The organism is Georgenia ruanii (assembly GCF_009193175.1).
GTDB lineage: Bacteria > Actinomycetota > Actinomycetes > Actinomycetales > Actinomycetaceae > Georgenia > Georgenia ruanii.
The window spans coordinates 48,708-68,852 of record NZ_VUKE01000022.1 but is presented as its reverse complement, the minus strand read 5'-3'; the positions used below and the strand labels follow the sequence as shown (position 1 = coordinate 68,852).

Sequence of the window (20,145 nt, the reverse complement as noted above, 5' to 3'; positions counted from 1 at the left end):
GGGGCGGGCCGCGGGGCGGGCCGCTGGCCGGGCCGGCGCTGCGGGCACGCGGCCGGGCGCGGGGGCCGCGGGGCAGGAGCGGCCGGCCGAGGCCTGGTACCAGCCCCCGCTGCCGGGCACCGCCGTCGGCGCCGACGCGCCGGCCCTGCCGGACATGGACGCGGTCGAGACCGCCGTGGCGGACGTGTGGGCCACCGGCGTGTCCCCGGACTCCTTCCCCACCCAGTTCCGCCGGGCGGACCTGACGGCCGGGGGCGTCGTCACGGTCGCCGGCCTCGCGGGCCGCCCGCCCGGGGAGCGGCTGCAGGTGGCCGGGGTGGTCACGCACCGCCAGCGCCCCGGCACCGCCGGCGGGGTGACGTTCCTGTCGCTGGAGGACGAGACGGGCCTGCTCAACGTCGTGTGCTCGTCCGGGCTGTGGGCGCGCTACCGCAAGGTGGCCCGCACCAGCGCGGCGCTGGTCGTGCGCGGCACCCTCGAGCGGGCGGACGGGGTGACCAACCTCGTGGCGGACAAGATCTCCCCGCTCAGCCTGGTGGTGCCCTCCGCCTCGCGGGACTTCCGGTAGAAACCGGCCCGGGCACCCGGGCACCCGGGCCCGGCGGCACCCGGGCGGCGGGACCCGGACCGCACCCGGGCCGCGCCTCGGCGGGGCGCCTCAGCCCGCCCGGCCCCGCCGCGGCACCGGTGGCGGAGCCTCCTCCATCGGCGGGTCGGTCTGGTGCAGCGCGGAGTACACCGCCCACACGACCGCGATGAGCGGGATGGCGATGATCGCACCGAGCAGCCCGCCGAGGAAGGTCCCGGCGGCCACGCCCAGGGCGACGACGACCGGGTGCAGCGAGACCTGCTTGCCCATGACCAGCGGCTCGAGGATGTGCCCCTCGATCTGACCGATGAGCGCCACGCCCACGGTGACGATGAGGGCGGCGACGAACCCCTCGGCGGCCAGGGCGACGACGGCCGCGACGATCATGGCGAGCGGGGCGCCGATGAGCGGGATGAACGCCCCGATGAACACGAGCACCGCCAGCGGCGCGGCCAGGGGCACGCCAACCACCGAGAGCAGGATGAAGGCGAGGATGCCGTCGAAGAACGCCACGATCATCGTGCCGCGGGCGTAGCCGGAGAAGGTGTACCAGCCGGCGCTGGCGGCGGTGTGCACGCGCTCGCGGTTCTTGCTCGGCAGCTGGTTGAGGAACCAGCGCCACATCTGCCCGCCCCGGGCGAGGAAGAAGATCGTCACGAACAGGCTCAGCGCCAGCACGGTGAAGACCAGCGCGACGGCGCCGGCGTTGCTCAGCACCTGTCCGGCCAGGTCGCCGGCGTTCTGCTGGATGTACTTGGTCGCCTGGGCGACCGCCTCGTTGATGACGTTGGTGATCTCGGCCTGGGTGACGTGCCAGGGCAGCGGGCCGGTCTCGAGCCACGTGAGGATCTGGTTGATGCCGGTGCCGAAGCGTTCGGCCAGGCTCTGCCACTGGCCGGCGACGGAGGTGATCACGTAGGTCAGCAGCCCGGCGACGACCAGGAATGAGCCGAGCAACCCCAGCACCGTCGCCAGCACGCGCGGCATGTACCGGGCGAGCCCGGTGACGACCGGGTCCAGGACCGAGGTGACCACGAGGGCGATGAACACCGCGATGAACACGGCCTGGATGCGGGACGTCGCGAAGACGATCATCCCCACGACGATGACCATCCCGATGAGCAGCCAGGCCATGAGCCCGTACTTGCGGATCCACCTCGGCACGCCGTCGCCGGCCTCGGCCCGCACCGACCGGTCGGGCAGCCGCCGCAGCGTCACCCGCCCGGCGGCCGTGGGGCGCACGGCCCGCCGCGCCGGCGGCACCTCCGGCTGGAGGACGACCTGGTCCACCGCGCTGGGCCGCGTGGGCCGGAAGCGGCGGGGCACGCCGCCGCCGGCGCGCCGGCCCACCTGGCCCAGCAGCCGCCTGGAGCGATCGCCCATCGTTGCCATCAAGCCCAGTCTGCCTCACCGGCGCACCGCGGACGGGGGGACACGACGGACCGGGCGCGCCGTCGCCGGCGCCAGGACGACAAGGCGCGCCGGGAGGGCAAGGCCGCGCCGGGCGACAAGGGGCCGCGCCGGCGGCCGCGCCCGGGACGACGCGCCGGATCAGGCCAGCCGGGCCCAGGCCCGCGCCTGGGCCAGCTCGGCGCGGGCGCCGTCGCGGTCGCCCTGCTTGGCCGCCCGCCACAGCGCCGACTCGCACGAGCGCGCCAGCGCCCAGGCCGCCACCCGGTCGGTCTCCAGGCCCGCCGTCGCGCACAGCACCCGGGTGTGGGCGCGCAGCGTGCCGACCGGGTCCTCCTCCGCGAAGGGCTCGCCCACCTGCGTCAGCACCGGCCAGGCGTCGAACGCCGCGTCGCCCAGGACGGGCTTGGGGTCGATGGCGAGCCACCGGCGCCGTCCGGCGCCGTCGTCGGCCAGGACGTTGCCCGGGTTGAGGTCCCCGTGCAGCAGGGCGCGCCGGCCGCCCCGGGGCAGCTCCTCGAGCAGGGCGGCGGCGTCGGCCACCAGCCCGGGGTCGGCGCCCAGGGGCCCGGCGAACCGTTGCCCCCGCTCGCGCAGCAGGGCCGCCTGGTCCGCGGCGAGGTCGGCCAGCTTGGGGACGTCGTCCGCCCGGTCGACGGCGTGCAGCCGGCCGAGCAGCTCGGCGGCGAGGTCGACGCGCACGGCGGGACGCCGCTCGGCGAGCTCGGGGTCGGCCTCCAGGCCGTGCCCGGGGCGCGCGCGGCGCAGCAGCAGCGTCCACGTCCCGGCGTCGTGATCGAGCAGCTCGGCGGCGCCGCGCCCCGCCCAGGCGCGCAGCCCCGCGGCCTCGGCGGCGGCCTCGGGGTGCGGGCAGACGATCTTCACCACCGCGTCGGACCCGTCCGCGGTGCGCGCCGGGGCGGTCCACGCCGTCGTCCCGGCCGGGAACGGCGCCTCGAGCCGCAGCCCCCACCGGGTGCGGGCCCGGTCGACGAGGTCCGGCAGCCGGGTCAGCCAGGCGGCGCCGTCATCGGTGGCCCCGGAGCCGCGGCGCAGGGCCGGCGGGACCGCCACCGCGTCCGGCGCGGCGGTCATCGCCGGGCCGGTGCGGCGGCCCCGAGCACGGCGGCCAGCTCCCCGGCGTCGGCGACGACGGCCCGGGCGCCGGCCTCCTCGCCCGGCTGGGCGTAGCCCCAGCGCACCAGCACCGCGGGGATCCCGTTGGCCGCGGCCCCCTGGACGTCGTGGTGGCGGTCGCCGACCATCACCGCGCCGGAGACGTCGGCGCCGGCGGCGCGCAGCCCGTCGAGGGCGTCGGTGACGATGTCGGCCTTGGCGGAGCGGGTCTCGTCCGCCGTCGCCCCGCAGATGACGGTGAAGTACTGGTCGAGGCCGGCGTACTCGAGGATCGGCCGGGCCATGGTGAGCATCTTCGACGTCGCCAGGGCGATCGGGACGCCGGCGGCGTGGAGGTCGCGCACGAGGTCGGCCATGCCGGGAAAGACGGGGACGTCGAGCATCCGGGCGCCGTAGCGGTCCCGGTAGTCGGCGACGACGGCCTCGAGGTCGGCGTCCGTGACGCCGGCGAAGCGCTGGAGCCCATCGCGGATCGGCGGGCCGACGAAGCGCAGCAGCTGTGCCGGGGTCTGCGCGGGGTAGCCGAAGGCCGCCAGGGACTCGCTGATCGAGTGCGTGATGGCGCCCGCGGAGTCGGTGATGGTGCCGTCCAGGTCGAGGAGGACGGCGGTGGCCGGCGTGCCGGCGCCGGGCGCCAGGGGGTCGGCGGGGGTGGTCATGGGTGGCCATTCCTTCCGGGTCGGGGCGCCACCACCATAGGTGGACGGCGCGGGTCGGGTTCCGGGGCGGTCGTAGGGTGGGCCGGTGACCTGCCCGCGCCGCGCCGCCCGCCCATGAGCGGGACCGGGCTGCGAGAAGGCACCCCCGAGCTCCGCCGGGCCCTGGCCGCGCTGTTCGGCATCGGCCTGGCCACCTTCGCCCTGCTCTACGCCGTGCAGCCGCTGCTCGTGCCCATCGGCGCGGAGTTCGCCGTCGGCGCCAGCAAGGCGAGCCTGCTGGTCTCGGTGAGCACCGCCGGCATCGCCGTCGCGGTGCTGCCGCTGGCCCGGCTGTCCGAGCGCCACGGCCGCGCCCGGGTCATCACCGGCGGGCTCGCCGCGGCGGCGCTCGCCGGGGCGGTGGTGGCGTGGGCGCCGTCCTTCCCCCTGCTGCTCGGCCTGCGCGGGCTGCAGGGCGTCGCCCTCGCCGGCGTGCCGGCCGCGGCGCTGGCCTGGGTCGCCGAGGAGGTCCACCCCGCGGTGGTGACGCGGGTGGGCGGGCTCTACATCGCCGGCACGACCGTGGGCGGGATGGCCGGTCGGCTGCTCGCCGGCCTGGCCGCCGAGGTGTGGGGCTGGCGCGGGGCGGTGCTCGCCGTCGCGCTCGCGGCCGCCGCGGTGACCGCGGCGGCGCACGCGCTGCTGCCGGCCTCCCGGCGGCCCACCCAGGCCGGCGCCCCGGCCGCGCCCGCGGGCCGGGACGACGGGCGGCGCCCGGCGCGGGTGCGCCTGTACCTCGTTGGCGGCCTGGGCATGGCGATGTTCGTCGGGATCTTCAACGTCATCGGCTACCGCACGAGCGCCCCGCCCTACCTGCTCGGCACCGGGGCCGCCTCGGCGTTCTTCCTCACCTACCTGGCCGGGACGGTCACCTCGGCGCTGGCCGGCCGGCTCACCGCCCGCGTCGGGGTGCGCGGGGCCGTGCTCGCCGGGCTCGGCGGCTGCGCGGCCGGGGTCGCCGTCACGCTCGCGGCCCCCCTGGCGCTCATCTGGCTCGGGCTGCTGCTGGTCGCGGGGGGCTTCTTCGTCGCCCACGCGGTGGCCAGCTCGACGGTGCCCCGGCTGGCGCCGCGCCCCTCGGCCGCGTCGGGGCGCTACACCCTCGTGTACTACCTCGGCTCCTCGGCGGGCGGTGTCCTGCTCGGGCAGGCGTGGGACATGGCCGCGTGGCAGGGCACCGTGCTGGCCGCGCTCGTGCTCGTGGCCGCCGCGGCCGTGGCCGCCGCCGGGCTGCCCCGGCGCTCCCTGCCGGCGCGGTGACGCCGTCCCCGGCAGGGCCGGCCGGGCGGCCCGCACCCGCCCGTGGCACGCTGGGGGACAGGCAGCGGGAGCCGGGGGAGAGCCGTGGGCAAGGTCAGCGCACTCGTGAAGATCGCCGTGACCGCCGGTCCGGCGGTCTGGGAGGCGGTGCGCCGGATGGGGCCGATGCTCACCCGCATGCGTGAGGAGAACCCGGAGATCTACTACCTGGTCTCCCAGCAGGTCACGCGCATGGCCAACGCCCGCCAGGAGAACCGGGGCGAGGAGGGGCTGCGCCGGCGCATCGGCGTGCTCCGTGACCAGGTCGCCTACCTCATCAGCTCCGCCGACGACGACGCCGAGCGGCACCGCGCCGAGGACTGGCGCCGCCAGCTGGACAAGGTCGAGGCCTCCCTGCCGCTGCTCGGCGCGATGAGCCGGCACGCCGCCGCCAAGGAGTCCAAGCACGTCGACGAGCGCATCGACGCGCTCTCCGCCCAGATCCTCTCCGCCTACGTCGACGAGCAGCGCGAGGACCACCAGCTCGAGCCGTGAGCCGGGCAGGGGCGTGGCACCGGTGGGCCGGGCGGGCACGCCCGCGTTACCGTCGTGGACATGTCCCGCGACCTCGTCACCGTCGATCTGCCCGCCTCCGTCACCGCCGCCGACGGCGAGGGCGGCCTGCCCGTGCTGCGGGTGCGCACCGCGGTCGCCACCGGCGAGGTCTACCTCCACGGCGCCCACGTCACCGCCTTCACCCCTGCGGGCCAGCACCCGGTGATCTGGATGAGCCGGGCCAGCGTGTTCGCCCCCGAGCGGCCCATCCGCGGCGGCGTGCCGATCTGCTTCCCGTGGTTCGGTCCCGGCCGGGAACCGGGCATGTCGCCCGCCCACGGCTTCGCCCGGCTGGCCGACTGGACCCTCGTGGGCGCCGAGGACGCCGACGGGGTGGTGACGCTGACGTTCCGGCTCACCGAGGCGGACGTCGCCGGGCTGCCCGGTTCGGGCGTGTGGCGCTTCCCCTTCGAGCTGACCTACGCGGTGACCTTCGGCCCCCAGCTCACCCTGGCCCTCACCGCGCGCAACACCGGCACCGAGCAGTGCTCCTTCGAAGAGGCGCTGCACAGCTATCTCCACGTCCGGGACGTCACCGCCGTCACCGTCGAGGGGCTCGACGGCGCGGCGTACCTGGACAAGGCGGCCGGGGGCACGCACGCCGTCCAGTCCGGCCCGGTGGTCTTCACCGGCGAGACGGACCGGGTGTACCGCTCCACCGGCACGGCCACCGTCGTCGACCCGGGCGCGCGCACCGTCGTCGTGGCGAAGGAGGCCTCGGCGAACACGGTCGTGTGGAACCCCTGGAGCGCCAAGGCCGCGGCCATGGCGGACTACGACGACGCCGAATGGCCCACGATGGTCTGCGTCGAGACGGCCAACGCGCTCGAGGACGCGATCATCCTGCGCGCCGGGGAGAGTCACACCATGACCGCCCGGATCGCGGCCACCTCTGCCTGACACCGGCCGGTCGCTCCGCCTGACACCGGCCGGTCGCCTCCGCCTGACACCGGCCGGGGTGACCGGCGGGAGACGTCGCCGTGACCGAGAGGTGAACGACTCCAATCCTTGAGTGATTCCAGAAAGCGCCGTACGCTCTTCATATGGTCGCCACGTATCCGGAACTGTTGCGGCAGGCTCACCTGCGCGTGACGGCGCCACGGTTGGCCGTGCTCGAGGAGGTGGCCACGCACCCCCACGCCGACGCCGAGACCGTCCGTGCCGGCGTGCTCGAACGGCTGGGCTCGGTGTCCACCCAGGCCATCTACGACGTCCTGGGCGCGCTGACGGCCGCCGGCATCCTGCGGCGCATCGAGCCCGAGGGCTCCCCGGGGCGATACGAGCTCCGCCGCGGGGACAACCACCACCACCTCGTCTGCCGCAGCTGTGGCCGTGTCGAGGACGTCGCGTGCGCCGTCGGCGAGGCCCCGTGCCTGCACGCGAGCGAGGACCACGGCTTCGTCATCGACACGGCCGAGGTCATCTACTGGGGCACCTGCCCCTCCTGCCTGTCCCGTTCCACCCCAACGAAGGAAATGAAGGAGCTGTCTTGACCGACACCAGTCAGGTCCCGTCCACCACGCAGTTCGGCGCCCCCGCCGTCTCCGACCGCAACTCCCTGAGCCTCGGCTCCAACGGCCCGCTGCTGCTGCACGACGTGCACCTCGTGGAGACCCTCGCGAGCTTCAACCGCGAGCGCGTCCCGGAGCGCAACCCGCACGCCAAGGGCTCGGGTGCCTTCGGCACCTTCGAGACCACCGAGGACGTCTCGCGCTTCACCAAGGCCGCGATGTTCCAGCCCGGGGCCACGGTGGACATGCTGGCCCGCTTCTCCACGGTCGCCGGCGAGCAGGGCTCGCCCGACACCTGGCGTGACGTGCGCGGCTTCTCGCTGAAGTTCTACACGACCGAGGGCAACTACGACCTCGTCGGCAACAACACCCCGGTGTTCTTCCTGCGCGACCCGATGAAGTTCCCGCACTTCATCCGCTCGCAGAAGCGGCTGCCCGCCTCCGGCCTGCGCAGTGCCGACATGCAGTGGGACTTCTGGACGCAGAACCCCGAGTCCGCGCACCAGGTCACCTACCTCATGGGTGAGCGCGGCCTGCCCAAGACCTGGCGCCACATGAACGGCTACGGCTCCCACACCTACATGTGGGTCAACGAGGCCGGCGAGAAGTTCTGGGTGAAGTACCACTTCCACACGGACCAGGGCATGGAGTTCCTCACCAACGAGGAGGCCGAGAAGCTCGCCGGCTCCGACGCCGAGTACCACCGCCGCGACCTCTTCGACGCCATCGAGCGCGGGGAGTTCCCGAGCTGGACCCTGTCGGTGCAGGTCATGCCCTACGAGGAGGCCAAGGCCTACCGGTTCAACCCGTTCGACCTCACCAAGGTCTGGTCGCACGCCGACTACCCGCTCATCAAGGTGGGCACGATGACCCTGAACCGGAACCCGAAGAACTTCTTCGCCGAGATCGAGCAGGCCGCGTTCGCGCCGTCGAACACCGTCCCCGGCATCGGCGTCTCCCCGGACAAGATGCTGCTCGGCCGCGTGTTCGCCTACGCCGACGCCCAGCGCGCCCGCATCGGCACCAACTACCAGCAGCTGCCGGTCAACAAGCCGATCATCCCGGTGCAGTCCTACACCTTCGACGGCAACATGACCTTCGAGCACTCCGGCGACGCCCCGGTCTACGCGCCGAACTCCTTCGGCCGCCCGTGGTCGGACGAGACCGGCCCGGTCGACGACGGCTGGGAGGCCGACGGCGAGATGGTCCGCAGCGCCTACGCCCTGCACGCCGAGGACGACGACTTCGGCCAGGCGGGCACGCTCGTGCGCGAGGTGTTCGACGACGCCCAGCGCGAGCAGCTCGTCGAGACCGTCGCCGGCTCGTTGGCCGGCATCCAGCACGAGGTCGTCCTGCAGAACGCCTTCCAGTACTGGAAGAACGTGGACAAGGAGATCGGCGACCGCATCCAGGCCGCGGTCTACGCCGGCAAGGGCGACCCGCAGGTCGGCGTCGACAACGAGGCGGCCGAGGAGGCCGTCGCGGTGCGCTGACGCACGGGAAGAAACGGGGCCCGGCGACCGGACGGTCGCCGGGCCCCTGCGCGTCCGCTTCCGGCGCCCGCGTTGACGGCGGTTTTGCCGGCAAAGGGTCCGTCAGCATGGTTCAGGTTCCGTTCAGGGAGTGCCCCTCAGAGTGGTGTTGCCCGATGTACCCCACCAAGCACGAAGGGCCCTCCCCATGAAGCGAAAGATTCTTGGCGGCCTCGCCTCTGTCGTGATCGGCGTGGCCGTCCTGGGCGGCACCGCGGGCGCCGCGTCCGCCAGCGAGCACGGTGACGGCTACGGCCACCACTACCGCTACGACGACGGCCGCCACCACCACCGGGACTTCCGGCACCACGATCGGGACTTCCGGCACCACCACGGCCACCACTTCAGGCACTACCACAACTGGTGGGGCTGGGACTGACGTCCCGGCTGGCACGACGCGCGGAAGGGCGGCCGGTAATCCGGTCGCCCTTCCGCTGCGCGACCACCTGGCCCAACTAGCCCGGCGCGGTCCAGAAAGGCCGAAAATCCGCCGATTCTCTCCCCTCGCTCCTGGGGTTACCGTGGAGGGCAGACGCCCGCGAGTCGATGGGGAGGGACGGTGCGCGTGCTGCTGGTCGAAGACGAGAGGCCGCTGGCGTCGGCGGTGCGCCGGACCCTCGAGGCCGAGGGCTTCAGCGTCGTGCTGGCCGGCGACGGCGTCGACGGCGACTGGCAGGCGCGCGAGCAGGCGTTCGACGTCATCGTCCTCGACGTCATGCTCCCCGGCATGTCCGGGTACGACGTGTGCCGGCGGGTGCGGGCCCGCGGCGACGCTACCCCGATCCTGTTCCTCACCGCCAAGGACGGCGAGTACGACGAGGCCGACGCGCTCGACATCGGCGCGGACGACTTCATGTCCAAGCCCTTCTCGCCGGTCGTGCTCGCCGCGCGGCTGCGGGCGCTGACCCGGCGCCGGTACCGGGGGACCGAGGCGGTGATCCGGGTGGGCCCGCTGCGGGTGGACCCGGCCCACCAGCGCACCTGGCTGGGGGAGAAGGAGCTGCACGTCACGGCCCGCGAGCTCGCCCTCCTGGTCTACCTAGCTCACCGGGCCGAGCACGTGGTCAGCAAGGCCGAGATCCTCGAGCACGTCTGGGACCCGGCGTTCGAGGGGGACGCCAACGTCGTCGAGGTCTACGTCGGCCGGCTGCGCCGCAAGCTCGGCGTCTCCCCGGGGGTCGACATCCTGACTGTGCGGGGCCTGGGATACCGGCTCGTCAGGAGGCGCAGGTGAGGAAGGGGGGCCTGGGCGTCCGCGCCGTCATCACCCTGGTGGCGACCGCCGTCGTCGCCGTCATCCTCGCCGCCGCCGGGATCGCCCTGACCATGCTGCTGCGCCACGCCCTGACGACGGGCATCGAGTCGGCGGCGCGGGAGCGGGCCGAGTACGTCGCCTCCCTCGTCGACACGCCGCTGCCCACCTCCGTCGTCGACGCCGTCTCCGAGGGGCGGACGCTGGCGCAGGTGCTGGACCCGGACGGTCGCGTGCTGGCCGCCAGCCACGACATCGAGGGGCTGCCCGCCATGCGCTCGCCGGTGAGCACGCCGCAGGCGAGCACCATCCCGGCGATGCCGGCGGAGGGCGGCGAGCCGTACCGGGTCGTCGCCCTGCCCGCCGGGACGCCGCAGGCCCCGCGCACCGTTCTCGTGGCCATGCCGCTGACCCCGGTGGTCCGGGTGGTGGGGGAGACCTCCCGGCTCACCTGGGCGATCCTCCCCGCCGTGCTCGCCCTGGCCGGGCTGGTGACCTGGCTCGCCGTCGGGCACGCCCTGGCCCCCGTGGAACGAATCCGGCGCAAGGCGGCCACGATCGGCGCCGGCGACCTCTCGCAGCGGGTTCCGCTGCCGCGTGCCCACGACGAGCTGCGCCGGCTCGCCGAGACGATGAACTCCATGCTCAGCCGGATCGAGACCGCCCACGAGCGCCAGCGGCACTTCGTCTCCGACGCCTCCCACGAGCTGCGCAGCCCGCTGGCCAACGAGCAGGCCCTGGTCGAGGTGGCGCTCACGCGGCAGGACCTGGACCTGTGGCAGGAGGTCGGGCGGGACCTGCAGACCGAGCAGGCCCGGATGCGGCGGCTCGTCGACGACCTGCTCCTGCTGGCCCGTCTCGACGGTCAGGTGCCCGTGCCCCGCCGGGAGGTGGACCTCGACGACGTCGTCCACGAGCAGGCCGCCCGGCTGCGCAGGCTCGGCCGCGTCCGGGTGGACGTCGCCCCGCTGCCGGCCCTGCGCGTGCTCGGCGACGTCGACCAGCTGGGACAGGTGGTGCGCAACCTCGTGGACAACGCCGCCCGGCACGCGCGCACGACCGTCACCGTCTCGCTCCGCCAGCGCCAGGGCGAGGCGGTGCTGCGGGTCGGGGACGACGGCGCCGGCGTGCCGCCGGACCAGCGCGAGCGGATCTTCGACCGCTTCACCCGGCTGGACGAGGCACGCGGCCGTGACCACGGCGGCAGCGGGCTCGGGCTGGCGATCAGCCGCGCCATCGCCGCCGCGCACGGCGGGTCCCTCGTGCTGGCCGACGCCGCGGGCCCCGGCGCGGTGTTCGAGCTGCGGCTGCCGCTGCTGGTCGACGCGACGGGCGCCGAGCCGGAGACGAGCAAGGCCCCCGGCCGTGCATCCGCACGTCGGGGGCCCTGATCGTCGCTGTCTCAACGAGTGTCCGGAGGGGGACTTGAACCCCCACGCCCGATAAAGGGCACTAGCACCTCAAGCTAGCGCGTCTGCCTATTCCGCCACCCGGACAGGTGGTGCTGCCGGCCGGTCTGGCGTGGCCTCCGGCCCCGCCACCCTCCCGGGCAACGTCGTAAAAGATAGCACGGCCCGAGGGGCGCCTCCGAACCCGTCAGGCCCGGAACGACCCCGAAGTGACCGACCCCACAGCCCCGGTTGGCCGCCGGTCCGCGACCCCCCGCGGCGGCCCCGCCGCGGCCCGCCCGGCGCCCCGGCACGGGCGGGGCCGAGGGCGGCGGGCAGGCGGGCGTGGCCGCCCGCCCCGGTAACGTCGGGGGTATGGAACCCTTCGCGCTGCGCTCGTCCGACGGCACGCTCCTGCTGTCCGTCCCCACCGCCGACGACGTCGACCGCATCGCGGCGGTCTGCGCCGAGGTCGACATCCAGCGGTGGACGACGGTGCCCAGCCCGTACACCCGGGCCGACGCCGAGCGCTTCGTCACCGGCGTGGTCCCGGACGGCTGGCGCGCCGGCTCGCCCACGTGGGCCGTGCGCACCGTGACCGACGGCGCCGCGCAGCTCGTGGGCATGGTGGGCCTGCACGAGGTCGCCGACGGCAAGGGCGAGCTCGGCTACTGGCTCGCCGCCGACGCCCGCGGCCGCGGGGTCATGACCCGTGCGGTCGGCGTCGTCCTCGACGCGGCCTTCGACCGGCTCGGCCTGCACACCGTGGGCTGGCGCGCCGACGTCGACAACTGGCCCTCCTGGAAGCTCGCCTGGCGCAACGGCGTGCGCAAGGAGGGCACCGTGCGCGCCCTCAACCCCCGCCGGGGCACGTGGGCGGACGGCTGGATCGGCACCATCCAGCGCGACGACCCGCGCGAACCCGTCGCCGCCTGGGACGGGCCCACCGGCGCCGCGGCCCCGACGACGGCGCACGCCACGCCCAACCCGGGCGCCGCGGCTGACCCGCGCGACCCCGAGGCGCTCGTGCGCCAGTTCCACGACACCTACCACCTGCCGGTGGTCACCGACCCGCCGAGCGTGGACCGCGACCGGGTCCACATGCGCATGGCGCTGGTGGCCGAGGAGCTCGCCGAGCTCGTCGAGGCGGTCTACGGCGAGGCGGCCGGCGCCGAGATGTCCGCGGCCTTCACCCGGGCGGTCGCGGCCGACGACGGGACCCGGGACACCGTCGAGGCGGCCGACGCCCTGGGCGACCTGACGTACGTGGTTTACGGCATGGCGCTGGAGTGCGGCATCGCGCTGGACGAGGTGCTCGCCGAGATCCAGGCGTCCAACCTGTCCAAGCTCGGCGCCGACGGCCGGCCGATCTACCGCGAGGACGGCAAGGTGCTCAAGGGCCCGGGGTTCTTCCCGCCGGACATCGCCGGCGTGCTCGCCCGGCGCGGCTATCGGCCCGGCGGTGGTCGCTGAGCGGCTGACGGTTCTTCTCACCCGGGCGCCGCGTCGCGGCACGGGCGGTCGCACATTCGAGACCGTGACAGCGCGACATGGGAGCGGCCCAGCGCGCGGGGGGCACAATGAGCGGCATGCCTGAGACCTCCGCGCACGTCGGGGACGCCCTGCTCGACGCCGCCAATCCATTCGCCGCGCCGTCTCCGCTGCCCTACGGGCTGCCGGACTTTCGCGCCGTGCGGATCGAGCACCTGCGCCCGGCCATCGTCGCCGGCATGGCCGGCCAGCGCGCCGAGTGGGAGGCGGTGGCCACGGACGCCGCCGTGCCCGACGTGGCCAACACCCTCGAGCGCGTCGAGCGGTCCGGGCGGCTGCTGCGCCGGGCGATGACCGTCTTCCACACCCTGGTCAGCGCCGTGGGCGGGGACGAGATCCACGCCCTGGAGTCCGAGGTCGCTCCGCTGCTGGCCGCGCACGGGGACGCCTTCTGGCTAGACCGGCGCATCTACGACCGGCTGGAGTCGCTCGCGCACGCCGCGGCGCTGCTCGACCTCGACGCCGAGACGTCCTGGCTGCTGCACACCTACCGCAAGAACTTCGTCCGCGCCGGCATCCGGCTCGACGACGACCAGCAGGAGCGGCTGCGCGCGCTCAACGCCCGCATCGTGACGTCGGAGACCGAGTTCTCGCAGCGGGTGGTCAAGGCCATGGAGGCCGGCGCCGTCCGCGTCGAGGACCCGGCCGAGCTCGCCGGCCTCGACGAGGGCACCGTCGCCGCCCTCGCCCGCGCCGCCGCCGACCGGGCCGGCTCCACCCTGACCATGCCCGGCGGCGGGTACCTCATCCCGCTCATGCTGCCCACCCAGCAGCCGCTGCTCGCCCGCGCCGCCGACCCCGGGCTGCGCACCCGCCTGCTGGAGGCCTCCCGCACCCGCGGCACGGGGGTGGACCCAGCCTCCGACACCCGGGCCACCCTGCTCGAGATCGCCCGGCTGCGCGCCGAGCGGGCCGAGCTGCTCGGCTACCCGCACCACGCCGCCTACGTCGTCGAGGACAACACCGCGGGGAGCGCCACGGCGGTCAACGAGATGCTCGCCCGCCTCGCCCCGCCGGCGGTGCGCAACGCCCGGCGCGAGGCCGCCGAGCTGCAGGCCGCGCGCGAGGCGGACCCCGCCGCCCGGGCCGGGGCCCTCGCGGCGTCGGACTGGGTCTACGAGGCCGAGCGGCTGCGCAAGGAGCGCTTCTCGGTCGACGACGACGTGCTGCGCCCCTACCTCGAGCTCGGCCGGGTGGTCGAGCACGGGGTCTTCTACGCCGCGCACCGGCTCTACGGGCTCACCTTCCACCCGCGGCCGGACCTGCCCGGCTACGCCGACGGCGTGCGGGTGTGGGAGGTACGCGAGGAGGACGGCCGCGGGCTGGGCCTGTTCGTCGGCGACTACTACGCCCGGCCGGGCAAGCGCGGCGGGGCGTGGATGCACAGCCTGGTCGACCAGTCCGACCTGCTCGCCGAGCGTCCGGTGGCGGTCAACAACCTCAACGTCACCCCGCCGCCGCCCGGCCAGCCCACGCTGCTGACGTGGGACGAGGTGCGCACCTGCTTCCACGAGTTCGGCCACGCCCTGCACGCCCTGTTCTCCGACGTGCGCTACCCGTCGCTGTCCGGCACCGCCGTGCCGCGCGACTTCGTCGAGTACCCCTCCCAGGTCAACGAGATGTGGATGACCCACCCCTCGGTGGTCGCCCGCTTCGCCCGCCATCACGCCACCGGCGAGCCGCTGCCGGCCGAGCTGCTCGAGAAGGTGCTGTCGCTGGGCAGCTACGGCGAGGGCTTCGCGACCACCGAGTACCTCGGCGCCGCCCTGCTCGACCAGGCCTGGCACCAGGTCGTCCCCGGGCAGGTGCCCGCCGAGCCCGGCGAGGTCGAGGCGTTCGAGCGGGAGGCGCTGGAGCGGGCGGGCGTGCACCTCGACCTCGTGCCGCCGCGCTACCGCTCGACCTACTTCAACCACACCTTCGGCGGCGGTTACGACGCCGGCTACTACTCCTACATCTGGTCCGAGGTGCTCGACGCCGACACCGTCGAGTGGTTCAAGGAGCACGCCCGCGCGGACGACGGCGGCCTCAACCGCGCCGCCGGGCAGCGATTCCGCGAGGCGTTGCTCTCGCGGGGGTACTCCCAGGACCCGCTCGAGTCCTTCCGGGACCTGCGCGGGCGCGACGCCCGCATCGACCCGCTGCTCGTGCGCCGGGGGCTGACCGACTGACGGGCCAGGGCCCCGACCGGGCCGGGCCCCCGACCGGGCCGGGCCCGACGGCGCGACCCGGGCTGCGCCGTCGGCCCGCGTGCCGACCCGTGCCGCCCGTCCCATGATGGAGGCGGGCCGGCGACGGCGTGCCGGCCCGCCGGTGCCCGCCCCGGGGCGCCGCGCCCACGGCGAACCGCGTGCCCAGGGGGTTTCCATGGCCCAGCCCGCCGACGCACCCGCCCGCATCTCCCGGACGCACCGCACCGGGCTGCTCGGGGCCATGTTCCTCATGGCCACCAGCGCCATCGGCCCCGGCTTCATCACCCAGACCGCGAACTTCACCGTCGAGCTCGGTGCGGCGTTCGCCTTCGCGATCCTCGCCTCGGTGGTCGTGGACATCTGCGTCCAGCTCAACGTCTGGCGGGTCATCGGGATCACCGGCCTGCGCGCGAACGAGCTCGGCAACCGGGTGCTGCCCGGGGTGGGGGTGGTGCTCGCCGTCCTCGTCTTCGCCGGCGGGCTGGTCTTCAACATCGGCAACACCGCCGGCGGCGGGCTCGGCATCAACGCGACGACCGGGCTGAACACCACGGCCGGCGGGGTGATCACCGCCGTGATCGCCATCGCGGTGTTCCTCAGCCGCCGGGCCGGCATCGCCATGGATCGGATCGTCGTGGTGCTCGGGGCGCTGATGATCCTGCTGACGCTCTACGTCGCCATCGAGTCCGGGCCGCCGGTCGGCGAGGCGCTGAAGAACATGGTGGCTCCGGAGCGGGTGGACTTCTTCGTGATCACCACCCTCATCGGCGGGACGGTGGGCGGGTACATCACCTACGCGGGGGCGCACCGCATGATCGACGCCGGCGTCCGCGGCCCGGACAGCGTCAGGTACATCAGCCGCAGCTCGGTCATGGGCGTGATCATCACCGGTCTCATGCGGTTCCTGCTCTTCCTGGCGATCTTCGGCGTCGTCGCCGGCGGGGCGAAGCTCGTGGGAGAGAACATTGCGGCCCAGGCCTTCGGCGTCGCGGCCGGTGAGCTGGGCATGCGGCTGTTCGGCGTGGTCCTCTGGGCCGCCTCGATCACCTCGGTGATCGGCGCGGCGTACACCTCCATCACGTTTGTCACGAAACCCACGGCCAGCCCCCGCACCCGCAGTCTCCTCACCTGCCTGTTCATCGCCGTCAGCGCCGTCGTCTTCGTCGTCGTGGGTCAGGCCCCCTCGGCGTTGCTCATCTTCGCCGGCGCCTTCAACGGGCTGATCCTGCCCATCGGCTTCGCCGTCATCCTCTGGGTGGCCTGGCGGCGCCGGGACCTGTTGCGCGGCTATCGCTACCCGCGCTGGCTGCTGGTGCTCGGGGTGCTCGCGTGGCTGCTCACCCTGTACTTCGGCTACAACTCCTTCGCCGGCATCTCCGCGCTGTGGACGTGATCGCGTGACCTCCCCGACCCTCGCCCCCGACCTGGCCGACGCCGCCCGGCTCACCCCTGCCCAGGCCCGGGCCCGCTTCCGGGCCGGGCTCGTCACGCCCACCGCCGGGTGGTCGCGCGGCTACGCCCAGGCCAACCTCATCGCCGTGCCCCGCGAGTACGCCTTCGACATGCTGCTCTTCGCCCAGCGCAACCCCAAGCCCTGCCCGGTGCTCGGGGTCCTCGACGCCGGCGAGGTCGCCGGGCCGCTGCTCGCCGGCGGGGACGTGCGCACCGACCTGCCCCTGTACACCGTCTACGCCGACGGCGAGAAGGTCACCGACACCCCGGACGCGCGCGAGCACTGGCGCGCGGACCTCGTGGCCTTCCTCGTCGGGTGCAGCTTCACCTTCGAGACCGCGCTGCAGGAGGCCGGCATCCGCATCGCCCACATCGAGCAGGGCGCCAACGTGCCGATGTACCGCACCGCCCGCCGCTGCGCGAGCGCCGGGGCGCTGTCCGGGCCGCTGGTGGTCTCCATGCGCCCGATCCCGGCCGGTCAGGTGGCCGACGCCGTGCGCGTCACCTCCCGCTACCCGGCCGTCCACGGCGCCCCGGTCCACGTCGGCGACCCGGGGGCGCTGGGCATCCGCGACCTCGACGCGCCCGACTTCGGCGACCCCGTGACGATCGGCCCCGGGGAGCTGCCGGTGTTCTGGGCGTGCGGGGTCACCCCACAGGCCGCCGTCATGGAGTCCCGCCCGCCGCTGGCGATCGGGCACGCGCCGGGGCACATGCTCGTCACCGACGTGCGGGACTCGGCCTACCAGGTCCCGTGACCGCCGTCGCCCGGTACCGGGCCGTGACCACCGTCGCCCGAGCGGTGCCGTGATCGCCGTCGACCTCCGGGTGCCGGTCGGGCGCCCGGTGCCCGAGGTCGTCGACTTCGTCGTCGGGTGCGAGCGGGCGGGCCTCCACGGCGTCGGTATCCACGACCACCACCACTCCGGCCGCGACGTCTACGTCACCCTCGCGCTCGCGGCCGCGGCGACCTCCCGCCTGGAGCTGTACCCGGCGACGACGAACCCGCTGACCCGCCACGCGCTGGTGCTCGCCGCCACCGCGAACGCGCTGACCGAGATCGCCCCCGGGCGGGTGCTGCTCACCCTCGCCCCCGGCTTCCTGTCGGTGGAGCGGGCCGGGCGGGCGCAGGCGCGCCGGGCCTACCTCGGTGAGGTCGTCACCGCCGTGCGGCGCCTGCTCGCCGGCGAGACGGCCAGCCTCGACGGGCACGAGCTGCGCATGAACAACGCCGCCGCGCCGCCCGCCCGGGTGCTCGTCCTCGCCGCCGGGCCCCGGATGCTCGAGCTTGCCGGCGAGGTCGCCGACGGCGTGCTCATGCTCGTCGGGCTCGACCCGCGGGCGGTCGCGGCCGCCCGCGCCCACGTGGCCGCCGGCGCGCGGCGGGCGGGACGCGACCCGGCGGGGCTGGAGGAGATCCTCATCGTCCCCACCGCCGTCGCGCCGTTCGAGGAGGCGCTGGCGTGGCCACGGCGCTGGTTCCGGCCCGGCCGGCCCTTCCTCGCCTACCCCAGCCCCGCCAACCTGCACTGGCTGCGCCTCGCCGGGCTGGACATCCCGGAGGACCACCGGCCCGAGGACCTCTCGCCCGCGCTCGCCGCCCGGGTGTGCGACGCGCTGGGGCTGTTCGGCCCGGCCGAGCACTGCGCCGAGCGGCTGCTGCGGGCGCGGGCGGAGACCGGGGCGGACCACGTCTTCCTCTTCCCGGCCCACACCGAGGCCACCGGGTACGCCCTGCCGGTCGCGGAGGTCGCCGCCTTCCGGGACGTCATCGGGCCGCGGCTGGCGGCGGGCTGAGCGGACCCGGGCGCCGCCGCCGGGCCGCCCGGCGCTCAGGCCTCGATGACCGCGAGCGTGGCGCCGGTGTCCACGTGCTCCCCGGCCGCCACCCGCGGCTCGACGACGCCGTCGCGGTGGGCCACCAGCCGGGTCTCGGTCTTCATCGCCTCCAGCAGGACGACGGCGTCGCCCCGGGCGACCTGCTCGCCGGGCTCGACCAGCCACCGCACGACCGTGCCGCCCATCGGCGCGGTCAGCGCGGCCGCGTCCGCCGGGGCCGCCGCGCCGTCGTCGGTCCCGGCGCCGTCCCCGCCGCTCGCGGCCAGCCCCGCGAGCAGGTCCGCGGGCAGCCCGAGCACCACCCGCCGGCCGTCGACGTCGACGACCACCCGCCGCCGGCCGGCGGGGGCGGCGTCGTGGAAGGCCGGGTCCGCCGCGACCCGCTCGGCGAACTCGTGCTCGATCCAGGTCGTGTGGACGCCGAGCCGGTCCGGGGCGGAGAAGTCCGGGTCGCGCAGGACGGCCCGGTGGAAGGGCAGCACCGTGGCCACCCCGCCGATCTCCATCTCGTTCGCCGCCCGGCGTGCCCGGCGCAGCGCCTCCTGCCGGTCCCGGCCGTGCACGATGACCTTGGCGAGCAGGGAGTCGAAGTGCGGGGAGACCACCGAGCCCTGCCGCACCCCGGTGTCCAGGCGCACCCCCGGCCCGCTGGGGGCGACGAACGTGGTGATCGTGCCGGTCGCGGGCAGGAACCCGCGGCCGACGTCCTCGGCGTTGATGCGCAGCTCGATGGCGTGCCCGGCGGGCTCGGGGTCGGTGCGGACCGGCACCGGCTGGCCGTCGGCCACGGCGAACTGGGCGCGGACCAGGTCGATGCCGGTGGTGGCCTCGGTGACCGGGTGCTCGACCTGCAGGCGGGTGTTGACCTCGAGGAACGTCAGCTCGCCCCCGGCGCCGAGCAGGAACTCCACCGTCCCCGCTCCCACGTACCCGACCGCGGCGCAGATGGCGCGGGCGCCCTCGTGGACCTGCCGGCGCTGGTCCTCGGTGAGGAACGGGGCCGGCGCCTCCTCGACGAGCTTCTGGTGGCGCCGCTGCAGCGAGCAGTCCCGGGTGCCGAGCACCACGACGGTCCCGTGGGTGTCCGCCAGGACCTGGGCCTCGACGTGCCGGGGCCGGTCGAGGAACCGCTCCATGTAGCACTCGTCACGACCGAAGGCCACCCGGGACTCGCGCTGGGCCGAGGCGAAGGCGTCCTCGACGTCGTCGAGGTGGCGCACCACCCGCATGCCGCGGCCGCCGCCGCCGAAGGCCGCCTTGATGACCACCGGCACGCCGTGCTCCTCGGCGAACCGGCGCGCCTCGGTGGCCGAGGGGACGGGACCATCGCTGCCGGCCACCAGCGGCGCGCCGGCCCGGCGGGCCAGCTCGCGCGCCGAGACCTTGTCGCCGAGCACCCGGATCGCCTCGGGCGAGGGGCCCACCCACGTCAGCCCGGCGTCGAGGACGGCCTGGGCGAAGTCGGCGTTCTCGGCGAGGAACCCGTAGCCGGGGTGGACCGCGTCGGCACCGCTGCGGCGGGCCACGTCCAGCAGGCGGGGGATGTCGAGGTACGTCTCGCCCGCGCCGGAGCCGGGCAGGTTGTAGGCCTCGTCGGCCAGCAGGGCGTGCGGTGCGGCGGCGTCGGGGTCGGCGTAGACGGCCACCGAGGCGAGCCCGGCGTCGGCGCAGGCGTGGACGACGCGGAGGGCGATCTCGCCGCGGTTGGCGATGAGGACCTTGCGCACGGGGCTCCTTTCG

General features: G+C 75.1%; 18 protein-coding genes and 1 tRNA gene. 14 read left to right on the top strand and 5 right to left on the bottom strand.

Features of this window, described 5'->3' with window-relative positions; translation table 11 throughout:
• Positions 1-568 (top strand): OB-fold nucleic acid binding domain-containing protein (locus GD880_RS17835; RefSeq protein ID WP_264372300.1); only part of this gene is annotated, 568 nt, incomplete at its 5' end.
• A gap of 90 nt (positions 569-658) precedes the next feature.
• Here GD880_RS17835 and GD880_RS17830 read toward each other — a convergent pair.
• From GD880_RS17830 to GD880_RS17820, 3 genes are all read right to left on the bottom strand, one after another.
• Positions 659-1,981: an AI-2E family transporter gene (locus GD880_RS17830; RefSeq protein ID WP_152232955.1), complete on the bottom strand. Its 1,323-nt coding sequence runs from the start codon at positions 1,979-1,981 to the stop codon at positions 659-661.
• Between the two features lie 159 nt (positions 1,982-2,140).
• On the bottom strand, positions 2,141-3,094 hold the full coding sequence (locus GD880_RS17825) for an aminoglycoside phosphotransferase family protein (protein WP_152232954.1): 954 nt from the start codon (positions 3,092-3,094) through the stop codon (positions 2,141-2,143).
• Positions 3,091-3,795 carry an HAD hydrolase-like protein gene (locus tag GD880_RS17820; protein ID WP_152232953.1) on the bottom strand — a complete coding sequence of 235 codons (705 nt, stop codon included), beginning with the start codon at positions 3,793-3,795 and terminating at the stop codon, positions 3,091-3,093. The genes GD880_RS17825 and GD880_RS17820 overlap by 4 nt, the downstream gene beginning before the upstream one ends.
• A gap of 114 nt (positions 3,796-3,909) precedes the next feature.
• Here GD880_RS17820 and GD880_RS17815 point away from each other — a divergent pair, with 114 nt between their 5' ends.
• From GD880_RS17815 to GD880_RS17780, 8 genes are all read left to right on the top strand, one after another.
• The gene (locus GD880_RS17815) at positions 3,910-5,094 is read left to right on the top strand and encodes an MFS transporter (protein WP_152232952.1); all 1,185 of its coding nucleotides are present in this window, start codon (positions 3,910-3,912) and stop codon (positions 5,092-5,094) included.
• A gap of 84 nt (positions 5,095-5,178) precedes the next feature.
• Positions 5,179-5,628, top strand: a complete 450-nt coding sequence (locus GD880_RS17810) for a hypothetical protein (protein ID WP_152232951.1) — start codon at positions 5,179-5,181, stop codon at positions 5,626-5,628.
• A 60-nt stretch (positions 5,629-5,688) separates the two neighbouring features.
• Positions 5,689-6,588, top strand: a complete 900-nt coding sequence (locus tag GD880_RS17805; protein WP_152232950.1) for a D-hexose-6-phosphate mutarotase — start codon at positions 5,689-5,691, stop codon at positions 6,586-6,588.
• Between the two features lie 143 nt (positions 6,589-6,731).
• Positions 6,732-7,181, top strand: a complete 450-nt coding sequence (locus GD880_RS17800) for a Fur family transcriptional regulator (protein WP_152232949.1) — start codon at positions 6,732-6,734, stop codon at positions 7,179-7,181.
• Entirely contained in the window at positions 7,178-8,692 is a 1,515-nt protein-coding gene (locus GD880_RS17795; RefSeq protein WP_152232948.1) for a catalase, read from the top strand. The genes GD880_RS17800 and GD880_RS17795 overlap by 4 nt, the downstream gene beginning before the upstream one ends.
• 187 nt (positions 8,693-8,879) lie before the next feature.
• Entirely contained in the window at positions 8,880-9,110 is a 231-nt protein-coding gene (locus tag GD880_RS17790) for a hypothetical protein (protein ID WP_152232947.1), read from the top strand.
• Positions 9,111-9,290: 180 nt separating this feature from the next.
• Entirely contained in the window at positions 9,291-9,965 is a 675-nt protein-coding gene (locus GD880_RS17785) for a response regulator transcription factor (protein ID WP_152232946.1), read from the top strand.
• Positions 9,962-11,374, top strand: coding sequence for an ATP-binding protein (locus tag GD880_RS17780; protein ID WP_152232945.1), 1,413 nt, complete (start codon positions 9,962-9,964; stop codon positions 11,372-11,374). Before GD880_RS17785 ends, GD880_RS17780 begins: the two co-directional genes overlap by 4 nt.
• A gap of 19 nt (positions 11,375-11,393) precedes the next feature.
• On the opposite strand, the gene GD880_RS17775 is transcribed toward GD880_RS17780, so the two are convergent.
• Positions 11,394-11,479 (bottom strand) — tRNA-Leu (locus tag GD880_RS17775).
• A 267-nt stretch (positions 11,480-11,746) separates the two neighbouring features.
• On the opposite strand from GD880_RS17775, the gene GD880_RS17770 reads away from it, so the two are divergent.
• From GD880_RS17770 to GD880_RS17750, 5 genes are all read left to right on the top strand, one after another.
• A complete protein-coding gene (locus GD880_RS17770; protein WP_152232944.1) occupies positions 11,747-12,844 on the top strand; it encodes a bifunctional GNAT family N-acetyltransferase/nucleoside triphosphate pyrophosphohydrolase family protein in 1,098 nt (365 codons plus the stop codon).
• Positions 12,845-12,960: 116 nt separating this feature from the next.
• Positions 12,961-15,093: a M3 family metallopeptidase gene (locus GD880_RS17765; RefSeq protein WP_152232943.1), complete on the top strand. Its 2,133-nt coding sequence runs from the start codon at positions 12,961-12,963 to the stop codon at positions 15,091-15,093.
• Positions 15,094-15,289: 196 nt separating this feature from the next.
• Positions 15,290-16,507, top strand: coding sequence for an NRAMP family divalent metal transporter (locus GD880_RS17760; protein ID WP_226909792.1), 1,218 nt, complete (start codon positions 15,290-15,292; stop codon positions 16,505-16,507).
• Positions 16,508-16,538: 31 nt separating this feature from the next.
• Positions 16,539-17,324, top strand: coding sequence for a putative hydro-lyase (locus GD880_RS17755; protein WP_152232961.1), 786 nt, complete (start codon positions 16,539-16,541; stop codon positions 17,322-17,324).
• A 49-nt stretch (positions 17,325-17,373) separates the two neighbouring features.
• Positions 17,374-18,363, top strand: a complete 990-nt coding sequence (locus GD880_RS17750; protein WP_152232942.1) for an LLM class flavin-dependent oxidoreductase — start codon at positions 17,374-17,376, stop codon at positions 18,361-18,363.
• 35 nt (positions 18,364-18,398) lie between these two features.
• On the opposite strand, the gene GD880_RS17745 is transcribed toward GD880_RS17750, so the two are convergent.
• On the bottom strand, positions 18,399-20,132 hold the full coding sequence (locus tag GD880_RS17745) for an acetyl/propionyl/methylcrotonyl-CoA carboxylase subunit alpha (RefSeq protein ID WP_152232941.1): 1,734 nt from the start codon (positions 20,130-20,132) through the stop codon (positions 18,399-18,401).
• Between the last annotated feature and the right edge of the window lie 13 nt (positions 20,133-20,145).